Source organism: Pseudomonas sp. SID14000, from assembly GCF_002165135.1.
GTDB lineage: Bacteria > Pseudomonadota > Gammaproteobacteria > Pseudomonadales > Pseudomonadaceae > Aquipseudomonas.
Genome location: NZ_NFZQ01000013.1, coordinates 41,631 through 63,239 on the forward strand (window position 1 = coordinate 41,631; position 21,609 = coordinate 63,239).

At 61.8% G+C, this 21,609-nt stretch carries 17 protein-coding genes and 5 tRNA genes; 2 read left to right on the forward strand and 20 right to left on the reverse strand.

Going from position 1 to position 21,609, the window contains the following annotated elements; genetic code table 11:
- Positions 1–161: 161 nt before the first annotated feature.
- From CAY82_RS19690 to phnN, 3 genes are all read right to left on the reverse strand, one after another.
- Complete coding sequence (locus CAY82_RS19690; protein WP_087502705.1) at positions 162–1,160, reverse strand: diguanylate cyclase; 999 nt, start codon at positions 1,158–1,160, stop codon at positions 162–164.
- A gap of 204 nt (positions 1,161–1,364) precedes the next feature.
- Positions 1,365–1,441 (reverse strand) — tRNA-Arg (locus tag CAY82_RS19695).
- A 111-nt stretch (positions 1,442–1,552) separates the two neighbouring features.
- On the reverse strand, positions 1,553–2,146 hold the full coding sequence (gene phnN, locus CAY82_RS19700) for a phosphonate metabolism protein/1,5-bisphosphokinase (PRPP-forming) PhnN (RefSeq protein WP_087502706.1): 594 nt from the start codon (positions 2,144–2,146) through the stop codon (positions 1,553–1,555).
- Between the two features lie 345 nt (positions 2,147–2,491).
- Here phnN and CAY82_RS19710 point away from each other — a divergent pair, with 345 nt between their 5' ends.
- On the forward strand, positions 2,492–2,818 hold the full coding sequence (locus tag CAY82_RS19710; RefSeq protein WP_003254499.1) for an Arc family DNA-binding protein: 327 nt from the start codon (positions 2,492–2,494) through the stop codon (positions 2,816–2,818).
- Positions 2,819–3,042: 224 nt separating this feature from the next.
- Here CAY82_RS19710 and mgtE read toward each other — a convergent pair whose 3' ends face one another.
- The 8 genes from mgtE to alaS all read right to left on the reverse strand — a co-directional run bounded on the left by mgtE (position 3,043) and on the right by alaS (position 9,939).
- Positions 3,043–4,485, reverse strand: coding sequence for a magnesium transporter (gene mgtE, locus CAY82_RS19715; protein ID WP_039612614.1), 1,443 nt, complete (start codon positions 4,483–4,485; stop codon positions 3,043–3,045).
- Between the two features lie 515 nt (positions 4,486–5,000).
- Positions 5,001–5,077: transfer RNA gene (locus CAY82_RS19720), tRNA-Arg, on the reverse strand.
- A 72-nt stretch (positions 5,078–5,149) separates the two neighbouring features.
- A tRNA-Arg gene (locus CAY82_RS19725) sits at positions 5,150–5,226 on the reverse strand.
- A 71-nt stretch (positions 5,227–5,297) separates the two neighbouring features.
- Positions 5,298–5,374 (reverse strand) — tRNA-Arg (locus tag CAY82_RS19730).
- 106 nt (positions 5,375–5,480) lie between these two features.
- Positions 5,481–5,571: transfer RNA gene (locus tag CAY82_RS19735), tRNA-Ser, on the reverse strand.
- Between the two features lie 72 nt (positions 5,572–5,643).
- Positions 5,644–5,832 carry a carbon storage regulator CsrA gene (gene csrA / locus CAY82_RS19740; protein ID WP_003254503.1) on the reverse strand — a complete coding sequence of 63 codons (189 nt, stop codon included), beginning with the start codon at positions 5,830–5,832 and terminating at the stop codon, positions 5,644–5,646.
- 162 nt (positions 5,833–5,994) lie between these two features.
- Positions 5,995–7,230 (reverse strand): aspartate kinase, encoded by a 1,236-nt coding sequence (locus CAY82_RS19745; protein ID WP_087502708.1) that lies wholly within the window; start codon positions 7,228–7,230, stop codon positions 5,995–5,997.
- A gap of 84 nt (positions 7,231–7,314) precedes the next feature.
- A complete protein-coding gene (gene alaS / locus CAY82_RS19750) occupies positions 7,315–9,939 on the reverse strand; it encodes an alanine--tRNA ligase (RefSeq protein ID WP_087502709.1) in 2,625 nt (874 codons plus the stop codon).
- Between the two features lie 322 nt (positions 9,940–10,261).
- Here alaS and CAY82_RS19755 point away from each other — a divergent pair, with 322 nt between their 5' ends.
- Entirely contained in the window at positions 10,262–11,434 is a 1,173-nt protein-coding gene (locus CAY82_RS19755) for a M91 family zinc metallopeptidase (RefSeq protein ID WP_087502710.1), read from the forward strand.
- Positions 11,435–11,481: 47 nt separating this feature from the next.
- Here the strand turns inward: CAY82_RS19755 and astE are convergent, their stop codons facing one another.
- The 9 genes from astE to CAY82_RS19800 form a co-directional block, all read right to left on the reverse strand.
- The gene (astE, locus tag CAY82_RS19760; RefSeq protein ID WP_087502711.1) at positions 11,482–12,489 is read right to left on the reverse strand and encodes a succinylglutamate desuccinylase; all 1,008 of its coding nucleotides are present in this window, start codon (positions 12,487–12,489) and stop codon (positions 11,482–11,484) included.
- A gap of 10 nt (positions 12,490–12,499) precedes the next feature.
- Positions 12,500–12,790 carry a topoisomerase II gene (locus CAY82_RS19765; RefSeq protein ID WP_003256592.1) on the reverse strand — a complete coding sequence of 97 codons (291 nt, stop codon included), beginning with the start codon at positions 12,788–12,790 and terminating at the stop codon, positions 12,500–12,502.
- A gap of 14 nt (positions 12,791–12,804) precedes the next feature.
- A complete protein-coding gene (gene astB, locus CAY82_RS19770; RefSeq protein ID WP_087502712.1) occupies positions 12,805–14,154 on the reverse strand; it encodes an N-succinylarginine dihydrolase in 1,350 nt (449 codons plus the stop codon).
- 23 nt (positions 14,155–14,177) lie between these two features.
- Positions 14,178–15,641, reverse strand: a complete 1,464-nt coding sequence (gene astD, locus CAY82_RS19775) for a succinylglutamate-semialdehyde dehydrogenase (protein ID WP_087502713.1) — start codon at positions 15,639–15,641, stop codon at positions 14,178–14,180.
- Complete coding sequence (astA, locus tag CAY82_RS19780) at positions 15,642–16,670, reverse strand: arginine N-succinyltransferase (protein ID WP_087502714.1); 1,029 nt, start codon at positions 16,668–16,670, stop codon at positions 15,642–15,644. It lies immediately after the preceding gene.
- 78 nt (positions 16,671–16,748) lie between these two features.
- On the reverse strand, positions 16,749–17,768 hold the full coding sequence (gene aruF / locus CAY82_RS19785) for an arginine/ornithine succinyltransferase subunit alpha (protein ID WP_087502715.1): 1,020 nt from the start codon (positions 17,766–17,768) through the stop codon (positions 16,749–16,751).
- A 147-nt stretch (positions 17,769–17,915) separates the two neighbouring features.
- Positions 17,916–19,136, reverse strand: coding sequence for an aspartate aminotransferase family protein (locus tag CAY82_RS19790; protein ID WP_087502716.1), 1,221 nt, complete (start codon positions 19,134–19,136; stop codon positions 17,916–17,918).
- Positions 19,137–19,746: 610 nt separating this feature from the next.
- Positions 19,747–20,727 (reverse strand): transcriptional regulator ArgR, encoded by a 981-nt coding sequence (gene argR, locus CAY82_RS19795; RefSeq protein WP_087502717.1) that lies wholly within the window; start codon positions 20,725–20,727, stop codon positions 19,747–19,749.
- Between the two features lie 98 nt (positions 20,728–20,825).
- Complete coding sequence (locus CAY82_RS19800) at positions 20,826–21,590, reverse strand: ABC transporter ATP-binding protein (protein WP_025340127.1); 765 nt, start codon at positions 21,588–21,590, stop codon at positions 20,826–20,828.
- Positions 21,591–21,609: the final 19 nt, after the last annotated feature.

Here is a 21,609-nt window from a genome sequence, read left to right on the forward strand (position 1 = left end):
CAATGTAAGGCGCGAGCTGTAGAGCGTCAAGAACAACCGGGACATTCCCCGTAGAGCGAAGCCCCACATCACGCCAACGCACACATTGGCTTCTTTGAACGCCACCGTGGCACTGTGACGCCTCGGCAGGGGCGGGTCCATTAAATTGCAATGATCACCATCTACTGGGCAATGCCGTTCTTGCCAGCATCCTTGGCCCGGTACAGTGCCTGGTCCGCACGCGCCAGCAGCGCATGCTGGTCCTCCCCTTCCTGCCATTGCACCACCCCATAGCTCATGGTCAGCCGGCAGTCGCCCACCGGCTCCACCTGTGCCATCACCTGGCGCAAACGCGCTGCCACCTCCAACGCTTCGCCCAGCGAGGTCTGCGGCAGCACGATGACGAACTCGTCCCCGCCCCAACGCGCCAGCAGATCCAGTTCGCGCAGGCAGGTACGCAGGTTGTCGACCACCCGCACCAGCGCCGCATCGCCACGGGCATGGCCATAGCGATCATTGATCGGTTTGAAGTCGTCCACATCCATGGCAATCAGCGACAACGGCTGACGGAAGCGCTGGGCGCGCCCACACTCCATCTGCAGCGCCTTCTCCAGCCGATAGCGATTGGCAATACGGGTCAACGCATCGCGCTCGGCCAGCTCGCGGTTTTCGTCCAGTTGCCGCTGCAACTGCTGGTTCACCCAGGACAGCTCGCGGGTGCGTTCAGCCACCTGGCTTTCCAGCGAGTGGTTCTTCTGCTCCAGCTGCGCTACCAGGCGCTTGCTGGCGTCGATGTTGCGGTGGGCACCGAGCATGCGCGCCACCGAGCCGTCCTCGTTACGGGCGATGATGTAGCCGCTGTCTTCGATCCACAGGTAGCTGCCATCGTGGCAGCGGCAGCGGTATTCGACCAGGTAGCGCTCGTTGCGCTGGTTGATGTACGCCTCGAAATGCGCCATCACCCGCGGGTAGTCCTCCGGGTGGATCACGCTTTCCCAGGTGAGTACCGAGTTGGCCATGGAATGGCTGGGGTAGCCGAGCATGGCGTACCAGCCCGGGTTGCGATAGACGTAGCCGGTGTTGGCATTCCAGTCCCAGATCCCATCGCTGATCAAATCGAACAACGTATGCAACTGCTGCTCGCTGAAGCCGGCAGGTACCGGCCGGGTTTCCTGACTCATGAACGCTCTTCCTGATGCCCAGCAACTGCGCTCCAATCAAGGGGCTGCCGATAGTGTTGGTAGTTGCCGCAGGCGGCAAGCCCATGGCGCTGACGGGCAAGCATATGCCCAGCATGCCGCCATCGGAATAGCGCCCAAGCTGAATTCTGCGATATTGACGACCAGTGACCGACGCAGCGACGCAGGGGGACAGGGAAAGAGAAATGGCGTCCCAGGCAGGAATTGAACCTGCAACCTTCCCCTTAGGAGGGGGATGCTCTATCCAATTGAGCTACTGAGACGCAAGTGCCGGCAGCGAGCGCTGCACAGCGGGACGGCCAGCATGTTAACCAGCATGCTGGCGTTTGTCATGCCTCAACCAGGCTTTTTCGCGTAATCCTTTTCTGCCAATGCTACACCTGCGGCAGCAAACCTTCATCACGCAGCAGCGCGAACAATGCCGCGACCGCTGCTTCCAGGGTGGTGGAGTTGTCCAGCACATGCACCGACGGATCGGCCAACGCCTGCAAACGGACATTGCGTGCCAGGCGCTGCTCGACCTCCTCTGCGTTTTCCCGACCGCGGGCCAGCAAGCGCTCACGCAATACCTCAGGCCTGACCTCGACCAGCACCGCCAACAGGTTCGGGTAGCGCTGGCGCGCCTCGGCCAGATAAGCCCGCGAACCATTCACCAGTACCGCCCTACCCGCCGCCAGCCAATGGTCTACCTGTTGCGGGATGCCGTAATCCAGGCCATTGGCTCGCCAATGCATGGCGAACGCGCCCTGTGCGCGCAGCGTTTCGAACTGCTCGGCCGTAACCCCATGGGCGGCTTCACCCTTGGCTTCGGCCGAACGGGTAATGACGCGACGGGCGATTTTTACCCCGGCAGCTGCCAACCGCTCCCGTGCAGCGTCGATCAGGGAATCTTTCCCGGACCCCGACGGTCCTATCAGAAATATCAACCGGCCTGTCCCTGATTGGCGGTCGCTTGCGTCATGCTGCATAGCCACTATGCTCTATGGAAGGAAACTGGCAGATTCTAGGGGTTTTCCAGACCTTTTGCTGTGTTTTACCAGTTTTTGACGGCAAAATTCTGACAGTAGAGCAAACCGGAGCATGTAAAACTTTTCAAACCAGTACTCATTTCTGATAATTGGTACTGGCACAAAGCCTTTATTCGGCTCACTATTTGTCACAGAATTGACGCCAAGGAAACGGCGACCAAGAGGCAAGGTGAGCATTCATTTTTCACTGACGGTTGAACATTCTGTCGTCGCCACGGTCGTACTACCACCCCGTGCGGCCAATTTGAGAACCGCTTCCCCTGAACCAAAATCCGGTCAATTTATATGCGCCCAATGAAACAGGCTATTTATTCGAGCCGCACCGCTGACAAGTTCGTCGTCCGCCTGCCAGACGGAATGCGTGAGCGCATTGCCGAGGTAGCGCGCAACCATCACCGCAGCATGAACTCCGAGATCATCGCGCGCCTGGAACAGAGCCTTATCCAGGAAGGTGCGCTGGGTGACGAGCTGAGCATGCGCCTGGACAGCCCCGAACTGTCCTTGCATGAACGCGAGCTGCTACAACGCTTCCGCCAACTGTCCCACCGCCAGCAGAACGCGCTGGTCGCCCTCATCGCTCACGATGTGGAAATGGCCGCCGACGCCTCCTGAGGCTGCAGCGAACACAAAAAAGCCAGCGTAAGCTGGCTTTTTTGTGGGCTCACCGCCGCTGTGGAATCACTATTTCTGTGGGAGCGGCCTTGTGTCGCGAAAGGGCCGCAGAGCGGCCCCACAATTTCAGCGGCGCTGCACAAATTTCTGGGGCTGCTTCGCAGCCCTTTCGCGACACAAGGCCGCTCCCACAGGGACCTCATCAGCATTTAGAAGTTAATCGGTTACAGCAGGAACAGTGTGGCCAGCCCAAGGAAGATGAAGAACCCGCCGCTGTCGGTCACTGCGGTAATCATCACGCTGGAGCCCATTGCCGGGTCGCGCCCCAGGCGAGTCAGGGTCATCGGAATCAACACCCCCATCAAGGCCGCCAACAGCAGGTTCAAGGTCATCGCCGCGGTCATCACCAGGCCCAACGACCAACTGCCATACAGCCAGAACGCCACCGCACCAATCACCCCGCCCCAGATCAGGCCGTTGAGCAACGATACCGCCAGCTCCTTGCGCATCAGGCGGCTGGTATTGCCCGGCGACACCTGGTCCAGCGCCATGGCACGCACGATCATGGTGATGGTCTGGTTACCGGAGTTGCCACCAATACCAGCCACGATCGGCATCAGCGCAGCCAGGGCCACCAGCTTCTCGATCGAACCTTCGAACAGGCCGATCACCCGTGACGCAACGAACGCGGTAATCAGGTTGATGGCCAGCCAGGCCCAGCGGTTGCGTAGCGAACGCCAGACCGAGGCGAAGATGTCTTCTTCCTCGCGCAAACCGGCCATGTTAAGCACTTCGCTTTCGCTTTCCTCACGAATCAGGTCGACCATTTCGTCGATGGTCAAGCGGCCGATCAGGCGTTCGTTCTTGTCCACGACCGGCGCAGACACCAGGTCATAACGCTCGAAGGCCTGTGCCGCATCATAGGCATCTTCCTCGGGATGGAAGGAGACCGGGTCGGTCGCCATGACCTCCGCCACCTTCTTCTCCGGGTCGTTGACCAGCAGGCGCTTGATCGGCAATACACCCTTGAGAATGCCGTCATAGTCGACCACGAACAATTTGTCGGTGTGGTTCGGCAGCTCTTTCAGGCGGCGCAGGTAGCGCAACACCACTTCCAGGCTGACGTCTTCGCGGATGGTGACCATCTCGAAGTCCATCAGCGCACCGACCTGTTCCTCGTCGTAACTCAGTGCCGAACGCACGCGCTCGCGTTGCTGGGCATCGAGGGTTTCCATCAGCTCGTGAACAACATCACGCGGCAGCTCAGGGGCTAGGTCGGCCAGCTCGTCGGCGTCCATTTCCTTGGCGGCGGCGAGCAGCTCGTGATCGTCCATGTCGGCGATCAGCGATTGCCGCACGGCGTCGGAAACTTCCAGCAGGATATCGCCATCGCGATCCGAGCGTACCAGCTGCCAGACCGTCAGGCGGTCTTCCAGAGGCAAGGCTTCGAGGATGTAGGCGATGTCTGCAGGGTGCAGGTCATCGAGCTTGCGCTGCAACTCGACGAGGTTCTGACGGTGGACCAGGTTTTCCACCAGGTCGTGGTGGGCGCCTTCCTGACGGTGGGTCAGGTCTTCGACCACACGCTGGCGTTGCAGCAGCTCGACCACCTGGGCCAGGCGATCCTGCAGGCTTTCTTGCGCTTTTTTTACTTCTACTTCAGTCATAGGCGAACTCCACTCCCAGCAGCGGAGCACGCCGGGAGAATCAATCGGTCAGATCTTTCTGTATGAATCTTGTTAGCGAGTAACTACTGGGTAAGTCCATGGTGGTTTTCCACAAGCCCCGGCGGGGCTGACGGGCGCAATCATACACTGCTAAAGCTGTCAGATCGCTTAAAATTTTGGCCAGAACAATCGTTTGCGCGATAAAGCTGGGACAACGCTCGAAGCTATCAGTGCGACGGTGGGTCTGGCGGTCAAGTTACATTTGTTGTGTGCCTGGATGTGTATGCGGTGCCTGATCGATCTTGGGGCTGCTTTGCAGCCCATCGCGACACAAGGCCGCTCCTACAGGGATCGCGTACTTCTGTAGGAGCGGCCTCGTGTCGCGAAAGGGTCGCGCAGCGGCCCCCAAAGGCACACGCTCAATCTACAGAAGAGCGTAGATCGACATCAGCAACAATTCATTGGCGCAGAAAAACAAAAAGCCCGCTCAATTGAGCGGGCTTCTTGATTGGGTGTGGCGGACTCAGGAGGATTCGAACCTCCGACCGCTCGGTTCGTAGCCGAGTACTCTATCCAGCTGAGCTATGAGTCCGTGGTGGTAGTTTTAGACCAGGTTACCACTGGTTGGTTGAAGCGCCTTTGCAAGCAGAGCCACTTCAAAAAGTGGCGGACTCAGCAGGATTCGAACCTGCGACCGCTCGGTTCGTAGCCGAGTACTCTATCCAGCTGAGCTATGAGTCCGCGATGGTAGTTTTAGACCAGATTACCACTGGTTGTTTGAAGCAGCCTTGCAAGCAAAGCCACTTCAAAAGTGGCGGACTCAGGAGGATTCGAACCTCCGACCGCTCGGTTCGTAGCCGAGTACTCTATCCAGCTGAGCTATGAGTCCGTGTCTTGCCGCGCATTATAGGTCGCTGAAACATTTTTGCAAGAACTTTTTCGTTTAAAATCAACTACTTAGCGTTCTTACCGTTTACAGCGCCCTAAGCGAATAATGGCGGTGAAGGGGGGATTCGAACCCCCGATACCCTTATGAGGTATACTCCCTTAGCAGGGGAGCGCCTTCGGCCACTCGGCCACCTCACCGCAACACGAGGCGAATATTAAACAGGCTCTTCCTCGTTTGCAACCCTTTTTTTGAAAAAAACTTCAAAAAAATTAAAGGCTTGGCTCCTCGTCCTTCTCTTTCTTGATCCGCAGGTAGATTTCCTCGCGGTGCACAGCCACTTCTTTCGGGGCGCTGACGCCAATACGCACCTGGTTGCCTTTGACGCCGAGCACCGTCACGGTGATCTCGCCGTCTCCAATGATCAGGCTCTCGGCGCACCGACGAGTCAGAATCAACATAGCTTTCTCCTTACGCAAAACATTCAGGGGTAACAGTCTTGGATGTCGCGGCCTGGTCGTGGACGACGACTCGGGCCTCGGTTGCTCACCACAAAGGGCAAAGCCTGCGTGGCGAGCAGAAACGCGAAGGGCGCGGCAAGCCGCGCCCTTCCAGGCAGGGTATTACTCGCTCTGTCGTGCAGGAGCGTCGAGCTCGAACGCGGTGTGCAGCGCGCGCACGGCCAGCTCCAGGTACTTCTCTTCGATCACGACCGAAACTTTGATCTCGGAGGTGGAGATCATCTGGATGTTGATGCTCTCCTTGGCCAGGGCTTCGAACATGCGGCTGGCAACACCGGCGTGCGAACGCATGCCGACGCCAACGATCGAGACCTTGGCGATCTTGGTGTCGCCGATCACTTCACGGGCACCGATTTCACGGGCTGTGTTTTCCAGCACGCTCTGTGCCTTCTCGTACTCGTTGCGGTGTACGGTGAAGGTGAAGTCTGTGGTGTTATCGTGAGCAACGTTCTGCACGATCATGTCGACCTCGATGTTCGAGGCGCTGATCGGGCCGAGGATCTTGAAGGCCACGCCCGGGGTATCCGGCACGCCGCGAATGGTCAGCTTGGCTTCATCACGGTTGAAGGCGATACCGGAAATGATCGGCTGTTCCATGGATTCCTCTTCATCAATGGTAATGAGGGTACCCGGACCCTCCTTGAAGCTGTGCAGCACGCGCAGCGGAACGTTGTACTTGCCGGCGAATTCCACCGAACGGATCTGCAGCACCTTGGAACCGAGGCTGGCCATTTCCAGCATCTCTTCGAAGGTGATCTTCTCCAGGCGCCGAGCCTGTGGCACAACGCGTGGATCGGTGGTGTAGACGCCATCGACGTCGGTATAGATCTGGCACTCGTCAGCCTTCAGCGCAGCCGCCAGGGCCACGCCAGTGGTATCGGAGCCCCCACGGCCCAGGGTGGTGATGCTGCCGTGCTCGTCGACGCCCTGGAAGCCCGCCACCACGACCACGCGGCCTTCCTTGAGGTCGGCACGAATCTTCTGGTCGTCGATCTGCAGGATGCGCGCCTTGTTGTGCGCGCTGTCGGTGAGAATGCGCACCTGGTTGCCGGTGTAGGACACCGCTGGCACTCCACGCTTGATCAAGGCCATGGCCAGCAAGGCAATGGTGACCTGCTCACCGGTCGACACGATCACGTCCAGTTCACGCGGAACCGGCTGATCGTTGATCTGCTTGGCCAGGTCGATCAGGCGATTGGTTTCACCGCTCATGGCCGACAACACAACCACCAGGTCGTCGCCTGCCTCACGGTGCTTCTTGACCTTATCGGCTACCTGCTCGATCCGCTCGATGGAACCGACAGAGGTGCCGCCAAATTTCTGTACGATCAACGCCATTTCAATGGTGCCTCAGCCCATACAGGGCCCCAAAAAACAATCCAACATGAAGAGGCGGGTGACTAGACCACCCGCCCCTTCATCTCAAAGTCCCTGCTCTGCGAATGGCACGGCCAGCGCCAGGGCCTGATCCAGTGCAGCGACGTCGACGCCGCCACCCTGGGCCATGTCCTGACGGCCACCGCCCTTGCCACCCACCGCCGCAGCGGCTTGTTTCATCAGATCGCCAGCCTTGAGTTGGCTGGAGAGGTCCTTGGTCACACCGGCCACCAGCACGACCTTGCCCTCATGCTCGCTGCCCAGCAGGATCACTGCGTGGCCGAGCTTGTTCTTCAGCTGATCGACCAGCGCCAGCAGGGCCTTGCCGTCCTGCCCATCCAGGCGGGCGGCGAGTACCTTGGCGCCCTTGACCTCAACGGCCGCGTTGGAGAGATCGTCCCCGGCGGCGCTGGCGGCCTTGGCCTGCAGCTGTTCCAGCTGCTTCTCCAGCTGGCGGTTGCGCTCGAGCACAGCCGACAGCTTGTCGATCAGGTTGTCGCGGTTACCCTTAACCAGTTGCGCGGCTTCCTTGACCTGCTCTTCGGCAGCGTTCAAGTAGGCCAGCGCAGCCGCGCCGGTGACCGCTTCGATACGGCGCACGCCAGAAGCAACGCCGCCTTCGCTGATGATCTTGAACAGGCTGATGTCACCGGTGCGCTTGGCGTGGATACCGCCGCACAGCTCCACCGAGAAATCGCCGCCCATGCTCAGCACACGCACGGTGTCGCCGTACTTCTCGCCGAACAGCGCCATGGCACCCTTGGCCTTGGCAGTTTCGATGTCGGTCAGTTCGGTTTCCACCGCAGTGTTCTTGCGCACTTCGCGGTTGACGATGTCTTCCAGGGCCTTGATCTGCTCCGGTTTCAACGCCTCGAAGTGGCTGAAGTCGAAACGCAGGCGCTGGCTGTCGACCAGCGAGCCTTTCTGCTGTACGTGCTCGCCCAGCACCTGACGCAGCGCTTCGTGCAGCAGGTGGGTGGCCGAGTGGTTCAGCGAGGTGGCGTGTTGCACCTCGGCATCGACCTTGGCCTCGACAGGCGAACCGATCACCAGCGCACCGCTGGCAACCACGCCGTGGTGCAGGAAGGCACCGCCGGTCTTGGTAGTGTCACGCACGTCGAAGCGTGCAGCGCCAGCCTGCAGGTAGCCGGTGTCACCGACCTGGCCACCGGATTCGGCGTAGAACGGCGTGCGGTCGAGTACGACCACGCCCTGCTCGCCTTCACCCAGCTGATCGACGGCCTGGCCGTCCTTGTAAAGGGCGATGATCTTGCCCTGGCCTTCGGTGGCATCGTAGCCGAGAAACTCGGTGGCGCTGTCGACCTTGACCAGGCTGTTGTAGTCCATGCCGAAGGCGCTGGCGGAACGGGCACGCTCACGCTGGGCGTCCATCTCGCGCTCGAAGCCGGCTTCGTCGATGGTCAGCTCGCGCTCGCGGGCGATATCGGCGGTCAGGTCCATCGGGAAGCCATAGGTGTCGTACAGTTTGAACACCACGTCGCCCGGCACTACCTCGCCCTTGAGCTGGGCCAGGTCCTGCTCGAGGATGCGCAGGCCCTGCTCCAGGGTCTTGGCGAACTGTTCTTCTTCAGCCTTGAGCACGCGCTCGATATGCGCCTGCTGGCTGTTCAGCTCCGGGAAGGCCTCGCCCATTTCGGCGACCAGCGCGGCAACGATCTGGTAGAAGAAGCTGCCTTTGGCGCCCAGCTTGTTACCGTGGCGGCAAGCGCGGCGAATGATGCGGCGCAGCACGTAGCCACGGCCTTCGTTGGACGGCAGTACGCCGTCGGCGATCAGGAAGCCGCACGAACGGATGTGGTCGGCGACCACTTTCAGCGAAGCCTGGCCGTCATTGCTGCAACCGATGGCCTTGGCAGCAGCCGACAGCAGGTTCTGGAACAGGTCGATCTCGTAGTTCGAGTGCACGTGCTGCAGCACGGCGCTGACGCGCTCCAGGCCCATGCCGGTGTCCACCGACGGCGCTGGCAGCGGGTGCAGCACGCCGTCGGCGGTGCGGTTGAACTGCATGAAGACGTTGTTCCAGATCTCGATATAGCGATCGCCGTCTTCTTCCGGCGAGCCGGGTGGGCCGCCCCAGATGTCCGGGCCGTGGTCGTAGAAGATCTCGGTGCATGGGCCGCACGGGCCGGTGTCGCCCATGGTCCAGAAGTTGTCGGAGGCGTACGGGGCGCCCTTGTTGTCGCCGATGCGCACCATGCGCTCGACCGGCACGCCGACTTCCTTGGTCCAGATATCGTAGGCTTCGTCGTCAGTGGCGTAGACGGTGACCCAGAGCTTTTCCTTGGGCAGGTTCAGCCATTTTTCCGAAGTCAGGAAGGTCCAGGCGAAGGTAATGGCGTCGCGCTTGAAATAGTCGCCGAAACTGAAGTTGCCCAGCATTTCGAAGAAGGTGTGGTGACGCGCGGTGTAACCGACGTTTTCCAGGTCGTTGTGCTTGCCACCGGCGCGCACGCACTTCTGGCTGCTGACGGCACGGGTGTAGGCACGCTTCTCCGCACCGAGGAAGCAGTCCTTGAACTGGTTCATGCCGGCATTGGTGAACAACAGGGTCGGGTCGTTGTTCGGGATCAGCGAACTGGAGGCGACTCGGGTATGTCCCTGCTCTTCGAAGAAGCGAAGGAAGGCTTCACGGATTTCTGCGCTTTTCATAGGTTCTTCCACGGAAACGGCGGCCGTTTGGGCTAATACGTCGAATCGACGAAACGACGGCAAAGGGCGCCATTATATCCAGCCTGAACGGCGGATGCAGTGTGTTTATACGCCCGAAATGGCCAATCGGCATGAAATCGTCATTTCGAACATCAAAGTGGAGGCTATACGGTTCACCGCCTCGTCACAACGCCCTGCCTGCACCCCATCCTTCATGCGCGCCTTGCGCCAGATATGTACCACACCCCCGCCCGCCCGGCCTTTTAGCCTTGGCCACTGCGACGCCTGTCGCAAAAGCCAATCCACTGCAAGCGAGGCCCTCATGCACCCCAACCCGATCTACTTCATTTCTGGAAGAACCAGCGGTTTTCAGCAATGGATCGACACATCCACGGATGGCATAGCCGTTCATCGATTATTCGAATACCGAGACGACACGCTGGATGTCCTTCTGGAACAAGTGTGGTTCGAGCAAGGCCAGATACCCGGCAAGCATCACATGGTGATCCAGAGCCACGCTGCCGAGGTGAATATCGACATCTCCACTTACGATTGCCACCTGATGGCCGAGGTCGGCGACAAGAGATTCATCCTCGCACCGACGCGCAGGCATACCCTGATCATCAAGACGGCAGACGGCGACGCCAACATTCGCGTGGCGAGCGATGTGAGGACACCCATCATCATCCAGGCGGCAAATGGCAACGCGCGCATTACTACCGGTGGCGGCATCACCGAAGTGTTCACGGGCACCGGGGATGCGCAAATCAACGTGGGCGAGGGACTGACGTTCATCAAAAGCGCTGCGGCAAGCAGCCGCATCAGCGGCTACACCCTGGTCGCAGACCCACATGATTCGGTCATCTATGCCCGCAACCAACCGGGCGACGCCCGTTTCGAGTCGCCACTCGCCGCGCCGCTCGACCAACTCGCCAGCAACACCTTTGACATACAGGGCAGCGATACCTTCAAACGGTCAGTGGGCAATCACCTGGCCTTCCTCCGCCACACGCTCTGCGGCCAGCGACTCCTGGCCGAGCTGGCAAGGAACGCGTGGATAAGGATTACCGAAACACAAGGGGCCACTGATTTTGAGGTGTACATTGCAGACCCCACCGAAAGTGATCATCACCTTCGGCAAAACAGCCGACTGGAATGGGTAGCAGGCTGGCCTGCAGAGGGCGGTGTTCTGGCATTCAACCTGGCGCGCTCGGACAGCGACAATCTGCCACTGTTCGACCTTTACCGTTGCCTGTGCGAGGCATATAACGCATTCAATGGCACGACAATACCTGGCAGTACCTCGATCAGAAGCATTGATCGCCGGCAGATCCAGGTAAAAAAGGCGCACCTGCAAGCCATTGGCCTGCCAAGCGGTCTCGCATACGATTTTGACGACGACCCGGAAACACCGCCTACCGACACCAACCCATCGCCCTTCAACGAGAACGCACTACGACTGGAGCTAGGGCTTCCAGCGCGCACGCATTATTGAACGACGCACCTGGCAGGCCTGCCCGCGCTAGATGCCCAAGCCGCCATTCAACCCAGACGCTGCCCGGAATCCGGCACGATCAGGATTCCGGCGCGCAAGCCGTTCTTGACCTTGGGGTTGGGGAAGATGATGCGTGCGCCCTCCTCCTCGACCACCCAGCGCGTCTCGGCCAGGTCTTCGGCCAGCAGGTAACCCTTGCTCAGCTCGGAGAAATTCTCGATGTCCGCCGGCAAGTGCAGGTGGAAGCTGTCGCTGTGCTTGATGATCTCGCGGGAAACGCTGAACAGCTGCAGGCCATCCAGCGAGCCTTCGTCTTCGGGCTCGGTATTTTCGACGATGCGGATCAGCCGCTCTTCCAGCTTGTCGAGGTTGACCTCCTCGTTCTGGCCGAACGGTCGGGCCTTGCCCAGCTCCAGGGTAAAGGCTTCGGCCTCCAGCTGCTCATAGGTGAAGGCACTGAAGGTGATGGACGACTTGCTTTGCAACAACACCGCCTCCATGCCCGCCGCCGCCAGGCGTGCCAGCTCGCGACGGGAATGCCTGCGCCCCTCTTTATAGGGGTACAAGGCGAACTGCTCGATCTTCGAGCCGCGGATGGCAGTATGCAGGTCGTAATGCAGGCGGCTGCGCCCTGGCTTGCTGAAGAACACCCGGGCGAACTGTTCCAGCTCAGCGGCACGCAATGCCTCCAAGCCACTGGACAGCTCGTGGCGGCCATTGAACAGGCGGTTGATGTCCTGCTCGATGAAGCGCTCGCCCTTACGGATCGCTGCAGGGTTGCCGAACAGGAACAGTACCCGTGCCTTGGGTTTGATCTTGCCGTTGGCCACGCCATGCAGCAGCCGCTCGAGCAACTCGATCGGCGCCGTTTCGTTGCCGTGGATGCCGGCGGACAACAGCAAGTCCAGCCCGCAATCCTCGCTTTCGGCCGGGCGCACCTCGAGCGCGCCCTCCCCTAGCCAGCGCAAACGCGCGCCCTTGGGTGTCACTTGGGTCTTCTCGGCCGGTTCGTGATCGGTGAGGGTCAGCTCAAGCAATTTGCCAAGGGCGAGCATAGGTACTTCCTTAGTGATGGTGGCCGCAGTCTGGGCCATGGACGTGATCGTCGTCTTCGCCGACCTCCGCCGGTTCCATTTCCAGCTGCAGACTGACCAGATTGGTGGCCATCGGGCGCAGCAGCAGGTTGGCATACTCGGTGTCGTCTTCTTCGACATCCACGCCGATCAGCAGCTGGCCACGGCCATCCTGCTGAATCCACACTTCCTTGCCTTGCCAGACCACGGCAAAGCGGGTGCAGGAGGTTTCCAGCTGGGTGCCGTCTTCATCTTCAAGGATCAGGCGCAGGGCGTCGGTCATTGCAAAGTCTCTCTTCAAGGTTGGCGTTGGAACGGATACACCGAGCCCAACTTCAGGATCTGGGTCAATTCGTCCAGTGCCGTACGGCATTCCACCAGCAGCTGCGGGTCGGCCAGGTCCGCCTCACCGAGGCGATCGCGGTAATGCCTGTCAACCCACTGCAGCAGGGTGTCGTACAGCGAGGCGGTCATGATAACGCCTTGGTTGACCGCCGCCAGTTCCGTTTCATTCAACGCCACGCGCAAACGCAGGCAAGCCGGCCCACCACCGTTCTGCATGCTCTGCTTGAGGTCGAATACCTTGACCTCCTGTACCGGGCCGCCCTGGCTGGTCAACTGGCCCAGGTAGGCCCAGACCCGCTCGTTGTTGCGGCACTCTTCCGGCACCACCAGCAGCATGGAGCCGTCGTCGCGGCTGAGCAGCTGGCTGTTGAACAGGTAGGAACGCACCGCGTCCTCTACCGTCACCGCTGCCCGCGGCACGCAGATGGCCTTGAAGTTGCCACCCTTGCTGGCCAGTTTAGCTCGCAGTTGGCCAAGTACCGCGTTGGTCTCGAGGAAAGCGTCCTCGTGGTAGAACAGCACCTCACCGTTGCCCACCGAAATCACATCGTTGTGGAACACGCCTTGGTCGATCACGGCCGGGTTCTGTTGAGCGTAGACCACGCCCTCATCGCTCAGGCCATGCAGCCGGGCCACGGCCTGGGAGGCTTCCAGGGTTTGCCGGGCCGGGTACTTCTGCGGCGCCGGATAGCGGCTGTCGAAGGCGCTGCGACCGTAGACGAAGAACTCCACACCAGCCTCGCCATACGCACGGCAGAAGCGCGTGTGGTTGGCCGCACCCTCGTCACCGAACTGTGCCACGGCAGGCAGCGCCGCGTGGTGGGCAAAGTGTTTGTCGTTGCTGAACATGGCACCCAGCACACGGCTGGTAGTCGGGTGTTCGATGCTACGGTGGTACTTGCAGTTGAGGTTGGCAGCAGTGAAGTGCACGCGGCCATCGGCGGTGTCGGCACTGGGGCTGACCGTGGCGGCGTTGGCCACCCACATGCTCGAGGCCGAGCAGCTGGCCACCAGCAATGGCATGGCCTCCTTGGCGGCACGCTGGATCACTTCGGCATCGCTGCCGCTGAAGCCCAGGCGACGCAGTGCGGCCACATCCGGGCGCTCCTGCGGTGCCAGCACGCCCTGCTTGAAGCCCATGTCAGCCAGCGCTTTCATCTTCGCCAGGCCCTGGCGCGCGGCTTCGCGCGGGTTGGAAGCTTGCTGGCTGTTGCTCTGCGAAGCCACGTTGCCGTAGGACAGGCCGCCATAGTTGTGGGTAGGCCCCACCAGGCCATCAAAATTCACTTCGTAGGATTTCATCGGCTAGGCTCCGTGACCTGTTGTTATAGGGTGACGCCCGGCGTCAGGGTCGCCGGCAAGGCAAGGCTGGCGGTCTCCAGCGAAGCCACGGGGTAAGCGCAGTAGTCCGCCGCGTAATAGGCGCTGGCGCGATGGTTGCCACTGGCGCCCACGCCGCCGAACGGCGCACTGCTGGCGGCACCGGTCAGTTGCTTGTTCCAGTTGACTATGCCGGCACGGCTGCGCAGCCAGAAATACTGGTAACGGGCGCGGGAGTCGGACAGCAAGCCGGCGGCAAGGCCGTACTGCGTGTTGTTGGCCTCATCGATGGCGGCATCGAAGTCGGCGTAGCGAATCACCTGCAGCAGCGGGCCGAAGAACTCTTCGTCCGGGCGCTCGGCCACAGCGGTGACATCGACAATACCCGGGGTCAGCAATGCGGCATCGGCCTGCGGCTGGGTCATTTCCAGCAGTTTCACGGCACCCTTGGCGACCAGTTCGGCCTGGGCCGCAATCAGCGCCCGCGCCGCCTGCAGCGAAATCACCGAACCCATGAACGGCGCCGGCTGCTGGTCGAACGCGCCGACCGTGATGGATCGGCTCACCTCGACCAGCCGCGCGATCAGCGCATCGCCCCAGGCGCCTTGCGGCACCAGCAGACGACGGGCGCAGGTGCAGCGCTGGCCGGCGGAAATGAATGCCGACTGGATAATGGTATACACCGCCGCATCCAGGTCCTTGACCTCATCCACCACCAGCGGGTTGTTACCGCCCATTTCCAGGGCCAGGATCTTGTCCGGGCGGCCGGCGAACTGCTGGTGCAGCAGGTTGCCAGTGCGGCTGGAGCCGGTGAAGAACAGGCCATCGATACCCGGGTTGGCGGCCAGCGCCACACCGGTTTCGCGCGCGCCCTGCACCAGGTTGAGCACACCCGCCGGCAGCCCGGCGGCAATCCAGCAATTGACGGTCAGTTCGGCGACCTTGGGCGTTAGCTCACTGGGCTTGAACACTACGCAGTTGCCCGCCAGCAGCGCCGGCACGATATGGCCGTTGGGCAGGTGGCCAGGGAAGTTGTACGGACCGAACACCGCCACCACGCCGTGAGGCTTGTGTCGCAACACGGCCGTGGCATCGGCCAGCGGGCCGCTCTTTTCACCGGTGCGCTCGCGGTAGCTCTGTACCGAGATCGCTACCTTGTTGATCATGCTGGTGACTTCGGTCGCCGACTCCCACAGGGGCTTGCCGGTTTCCTCGCCGATGCACTGGGCCAGCGCTTCGGCATGGGTTTTCAGTTGTTCGGCGAACTTCTCCAGCACGTCGATACGCGCTTCCAGGCTCAGCTGCGCCCAGGCCGGGAAGGCTTGCCGAGCTGCCTGCACCGCGGCCGCCACCTGGCTGGCGTCAGCGCCCTGCCCCTCCCAGACGACAGCTTGCGATACCGGGTTGAGCGACTGCAGGGGTTCGCCCTGGCCGACCTGCCAATTGCCTGCGATGTAATGCGTGGTCATTTATTGGGCCTCCCGGCTTGCCGACAGCGGCACGGCGCGCACATTGTCGCCAGCGCCCATGCGCAGGCGCTTGGCGGTCAAGGGGTCGACCACCAGGGTACCGGCCGCCAACCGCGCAGGAGCGGCGGTGATGCGGCAGTCGTCACGCTTGCGGTTGTGGATGATGTAAGGCGTGGCGTCATCGCCCGGCGTACCCACCGCCAGCACCAGGGTCTGGCTCTCGCGCACGGCGCGGATCTTGGAGGTGTCGCACTCGATGGCAGGGCCGGCATCGAAGATGTCGACGTAGCCCTGATAGTTGAAACCTTCCTGCTTGAGCATGGCCAGCGCCGGCTCGGTGTCTTTGTGCACGCGGCCGATCACGTTGCGCGCCGCCTCGGACAGGAAGCAGGTGTACAGCGGGAACTTCGGCATCAGCTCGGCAATGAACGACTTGTTGCCCACGCCGGTGAGGTAGTCGGCCTGGCTGAACTCCATCTTGAAGAAGTGCCGGCCCAGGCTTTCCCAGAACGGTGAGCGGCCCTGCTCGTCGGACATGCCGCGCATTTCGGCGATGATCTTCTTGCCGAACAACTCGGGGAACTCGGCGATGAACAACATGCGCGCCCGCGACAGCAGGCGACCGTTGAGGCCGGAGCGGTAGTCGCTGCGCAGGAACAGTGAGCACAGCTCGGAGTTGCCGGTCAGGTCATTGGCCAGGAACAGGGTGGGGATTTCGCGGTAGATGTTCAGCTCCTGCGAGGCGCTGACCGTCAGGCCGACCCGGTAGTTGTACCAAGGCTCGCGCAGGCCGACGGCACCGGCGATGGCACTGATGCCCACCACCATGCCTTCGTCGTTTTCCAGCACGAACAGGTAGTCGGTGTCGCCACGCTCGGCTTCGCCACGGAAGCTTTTTTCCGCCCAGCCAACGCGATGCCGCAGGCGCTCTTCGTTGGCGGGCAGCGTGGTCAGCCCGGTGGTACCGGTGCTGCGTGCCAATTCGATCAACGCAGGCAAATCGCTGCTGCGTACAGGACGAACGATCATGCTATCTCCTTGTGCGGCGGCGGCGGCCGGCGCGAAACTCTTCTAACGCATCAATCCGCAAACGTCTGTTGCCAGACCTCAGACCGCGACCAGGCGCACGCTGGCACCCTCGCCCACCCCCAGCGCCTCGGCGGCAGCCAGGTTCAGGCTGACCGGCTTGCCAGGCACCCAGTCCAGGTCCAGCAGCACTGCGCGGTAGTCCTGCAACTGGCCGTTGCACACCAGGTACGGGCGCCCGCCCTTGACCGGCGCGTCCTCGATCTTCACCGGCACCACCCGGCTCTGGGCGATCGAGCGGATACCCGAGGTACGCGCATGCAGGGTCGGGCCACCGTCGAAGATGTCGATGTAGTGCTCGGTCTCGAAGCCTTCGCGCATGAGGATGTCGAAGGTAATCTGCGCACGCGGGTGCACCTGGCCCATGGCCTCCTGCGCCAGGTCAGGCAGCAGCGGCACGTATATCGGATAATGCGGCATCAGCTCGGCAAGGAAGGTGCGGCTCTTCAGGCCACACAGGCGCTCGGCTTCGGCGTAGTTGAGGTCGAAGAAGTTGCGCCCGATGGCATCCCAGAACGGCGATTCACCTTGCTCGTCGCTGTAACCAACGATCTCGGTCACCACCGAGTCGGCGAAACGCTCCGGGTGCGCAGCCATGAACAACAAACGGCCACGCGAATTGAGCTCGGCCCAACCACTGTTCACCAGTTCCGGCAATACATAGAAGCTGGTCAGCAGGCTATTGCCGGTCAGGTCGTGGCACAGCGACAGCACGTGGATCTTGTTGTGGATCTTCAGCTCGCGCGAGGCGTGCACGAAGGTCTCGTTACGAAAGCTGTAGAACGGCTCGGAGTAGCCGGCCGAAGCGACAATGGCCGAGCAGCCGGCCAGCTTGCCGGTTTCGCTGTCCTCGAGGACGAAGAAGTAGCTTTCTTCACCGTTGAAGCTGACCTCGGCGGCGAAGGAAGTCTCGGAAGCGGCGATCTTGTCGCCCAGGCGAGCAGCGTCGTCCGGCAGCGAGGTGACACCAATGGGGCTGTCTGCAGCCATGCGCTGCACTTCGTTCAGATCAGCCATTTGCGCGGGGCGCATCACCAGCATGGTGTCACTCCTTTGGAATACCGGCCGCTCACGGCGGCACGAAAAAACGGCAGGTGCACGGGCACCTGCACTGGAATCGGGTATCGCCGGCCCGGTCCAGACTCGGGCTGAGCCTGTGCCGGGGCCGGCGAAGGGACCGCAGGCGGATCAGCCCTGGGTCAAAGTGGCCACGGCGCGCTCGAAGCGGTCGAGGCCTTCGTCGATGTCGGCGTCTTCAACCACCAGGCTTGGCGCGAAGCGGACCACGTCCGGGCCGGCCTGGAGCACCATCACGCCTTCTTTCTCGGCAGCGTTGAGCACGTCCTTGGCCTTGCCTTTCCAGGCCTCGGCCAGCACGCCGCCCAGCAGCAGGCCAACGCCACGCACTTGGGTAAACAGGTTGTACTTCTGGCCAATCTGTTCCAGGCGGGTCTTGAAGCGCGTGTGCTTGGTCTTGATGCCGGCCAGGGTTTCCGGGGTGTTGACCACATCCAGCACAGCGCAGGCAACGGCGCAGCCCAGCGGGTTGCCGCCGTAGGTGGTGCCGTGGGTGCCGACGGCCAGGTGCTTGGCCAGCTCGGTGGTGGTCAGCATGGCACCGATCGGGAAACCGCCGCCCAGGCTCTTGGCGCTGGTCAGGATGTCCGGGGTCACGCCGTAGTGCTGGTAGGCATACAGCGAACCGGTACGGCCCACGCCAGTCTGCACTTCGTCGAAGATCAGCAGGGCGTTGTGTTCGTCACACAGTTTGCGCGCGCCTTCCAGGTAGGCCTTGTCGGCCGGCACCACGCCGCTCTCGCCCTGGATCGGCTCGATCACCACGGCGCAGGTCTTTTCGGAAATCTGTGCCTTCAGCGCTTCCAGGTCGTTGTACGGAACATGGCTGATGCCAGTGATCTTCGGGCCAAAGCCGTCGGAGTACTTCGGCTGGCCACCGACGCTGACGGTGAACAAGGTACGGCCGTGGAAGCTGTTCACGGTGGCGATGATTTCGTGCTTTTCCGGGCCGAAGCGGTCATGGGCAACGCGACGGGCCAGCTTGAAGGCGGCCTCGTTGGACTCGGCGCCGGAGTTGCAGAAGAACGCACGGTCGGCAAAGGTAGCGTCCACCAGCTTGTGGGCCAGGCGCAGGGCCGGCTCGTTGGTGAATACGTTGGATACGTGCCAGAGGGTGTTGGCCTGCTCGGTCAGGGCCTTGACCAGTGCCGGATGGCAGTGGCCCAGGGCGTTGACCGCGATGCCACCGGCAAAGTCGATCAGCTCGCGACCCGACTGGTCCCAGACGCGGGAACCCTCGCCTCGCACAGGAATGAAGGCCGCCGGAGAATAGTTGGGAACCATGACCTGGTCGAAATCGGCACGTTGCACCGGGGCTTGCTCAACGGACATCTGAGTCTCCTGAAGAGGAACGCTGGCCTGGAAGTGGCGAGCGATGGGGGGATTGTAAGGACTGATCCGCGCCTGTCCTTGCGGCCAAGCGACAACTTGTTACAGCGCAAAACCCAGTTTTGACAAGGTTTTCGGCAATGCGACAAACACTGTCGCAATCGCGCAGTGTACGGGAGACAGGGGGCTGGGTGAACGGGTGTACACGAAGGTTTGTGAGGGGCCTGGGATGTTCGGCGAAACGGGGGCGGCGCCTGGGAGACCGAGCGGCGCTTCGCGGGTATTAGTCTTGACACTTTCTGCGCCTGTGAGACCGAGCGCCGCCCGCGCGGCGCTTCGCGGGACAAGCCCGCTCCCACATTTGTTGCAACGTGGCCATGCCTGTGGGAGAGGCGTTGCCCGCTTTGGTGGAGAGTTTGAGACTGGCGAGGCGGCGGTAGCGCCAGCCGGGAAATCGCGTCAAGGCAACAAGGCTGACAACCATGACCTGGCAGGTTCGGTACGTTGCAACAAATGTGGGAGCGGGCTTGTCCCGCGAAGCGCCGCGCGGGCGGCGCTCGATTTCCGCCGCACCATCAAACCCGAGGCATACACCCCGAACCCACCCGAAATATCAGCCTTTTTCGGCAGGCGCCGAACTCAGCTCGAACGGGCTGCTGCTGCGCCGCTGGTTGCGATCCTCCCGCGGCGTCGCACCAAAGAAGTTGCGATACGCACTGGAAAAATGCGGCCCCGACGAGAAGCCGCAGGACAACCCGATCTGGATGATCGACTTGCTGGTCTGCATCAGCATCTGCCGCGCCTTGTTCAGCCGCAGCTCCAGGTAATACTGGCTCGGCACGCGGTTCAGGTACTGCTTGAAGATGCGCTCCAGTTGCCGGCGCGACACGCACACGTGCTGGGCAATTTCGTCGGTGGTCAGCGGCTCTTCGATGTTGGCCTCCATCAGCAGCACCGCCTGGGTCAGCTTGGGATGGCTCGAGCCCAGGCGGTTCTGCAGCGGAATGCGCTGGCGCTCGCCACCCTCGCGGATGCGCTCGACCACCAGCTCTTCCGACACCGCCCCGGCCAGCTCCGCCCCGTGGTCACGAGCCAGCACCGCCAGCAGCAGGTCGGTCACGGCCATGCCGCCACAGGCAGTCAGGCGATCTCGATCCCAGTCGAACAGGTGACTGGTGGCGATGACCTTGGGGAAGCGCTCGGCGAAATCATCCTGCCAGCGCCAATGCACCGCAGCCCGGTAACCATCGAGCAGGCCCAGCATCGCCAGAGGGTAAACCCCGGCCGACAGGCCGCCGACCATGCAACCACTGCGCGCCAGTTGCTTGAGCGCCGCCGACAACCCCGCACCTACCGCCGACGGCTGCTCGTCAGCCACCAGGAACAGCTTTTGACACCCCTCCAGGCGGCCGCTCCACGGCTCGCCCGGCAGGCGCCAGCTCCCCTCTTGCGCCGGCTCCGCCTGCAAGAAGACCAGCTCGTAGACCACCTCCGGGTGCACCCGCTGCGCCACCTGCAATACTTCCTCGGCCAGCGCCAGGGTCAAGGGCCTGGTGCTGGGCCAGATGAGAAAACCGATTCGCTGGGTGGTCATAGGGTGCGGTCCGAAACCTGAGGTCGTTCGAGTCTGTGCGCCGGGTCAGGCTGCGCTCGCCGCGCAGCATGCCCTATTCTGGTGCAAATATGCAGTTTTTACTTCAGGCTGCCGGAGAGAAACTGCTTCAGGCGCTCCGACTGCGGGTTGGCCAGCACTTCGCGCGGGCAGCCGGTTTCTTCCACCAGGCCCTTGTGCAGGAACACCAACTGGTTGGACACCTCACGGGCAAAGCCCATTTCGTGGGTCACTACCACCATGGTGCGGCCTTCCTGGGCCAGCGCCTGCATCACCTTGAGCACATCACCCACCAGTTCCGGGTCCAGCGCCGAAGTCGGCTCGTCGAACAGCATGACCTCCGGCTCCATGGCCAATGCACGGGCAATTGCCACACGCTGTTGCTCGCCGCCGGACATGTGCCCCGGGAAGGCGTCCTTACGATGGGCGACACCGACCTTGGCCAGGTAGTGCTCGGCCTTTTCCAGGGCCTCCTTGCGGTTCACGCCCAGCACGTGTACCGGCGCTTCGATGATGTTCTCCAGCGCAGTCATATGCGACCACAGGTTGAAGTGCTGGAAAACCATCGACAGGCGCGAGCGCATGCGCTGCAACTGACGCGGGTCAGCAGCCTTGAGTGCGCCATCCTTGCCCGGTACCAGCTTCAACTCTTCGTTGTTGAGCAGGATCTTGCCGGCGTGCGGCTGCTCCAGCAGGTTGATGCAGCGCAGGAAGGTCGACTTGCCCGAACCACTGGAGCCGATGATGCTGATGACATCGCCTGCCTTGGCCGACAGGGACACGCCCTTGAGCACTTCATGGCTGCCGTAGCGCTTGTGCAGGTCTTGGACTTCGAGTTTGTACATGCTGTCGATTCTCACAAAG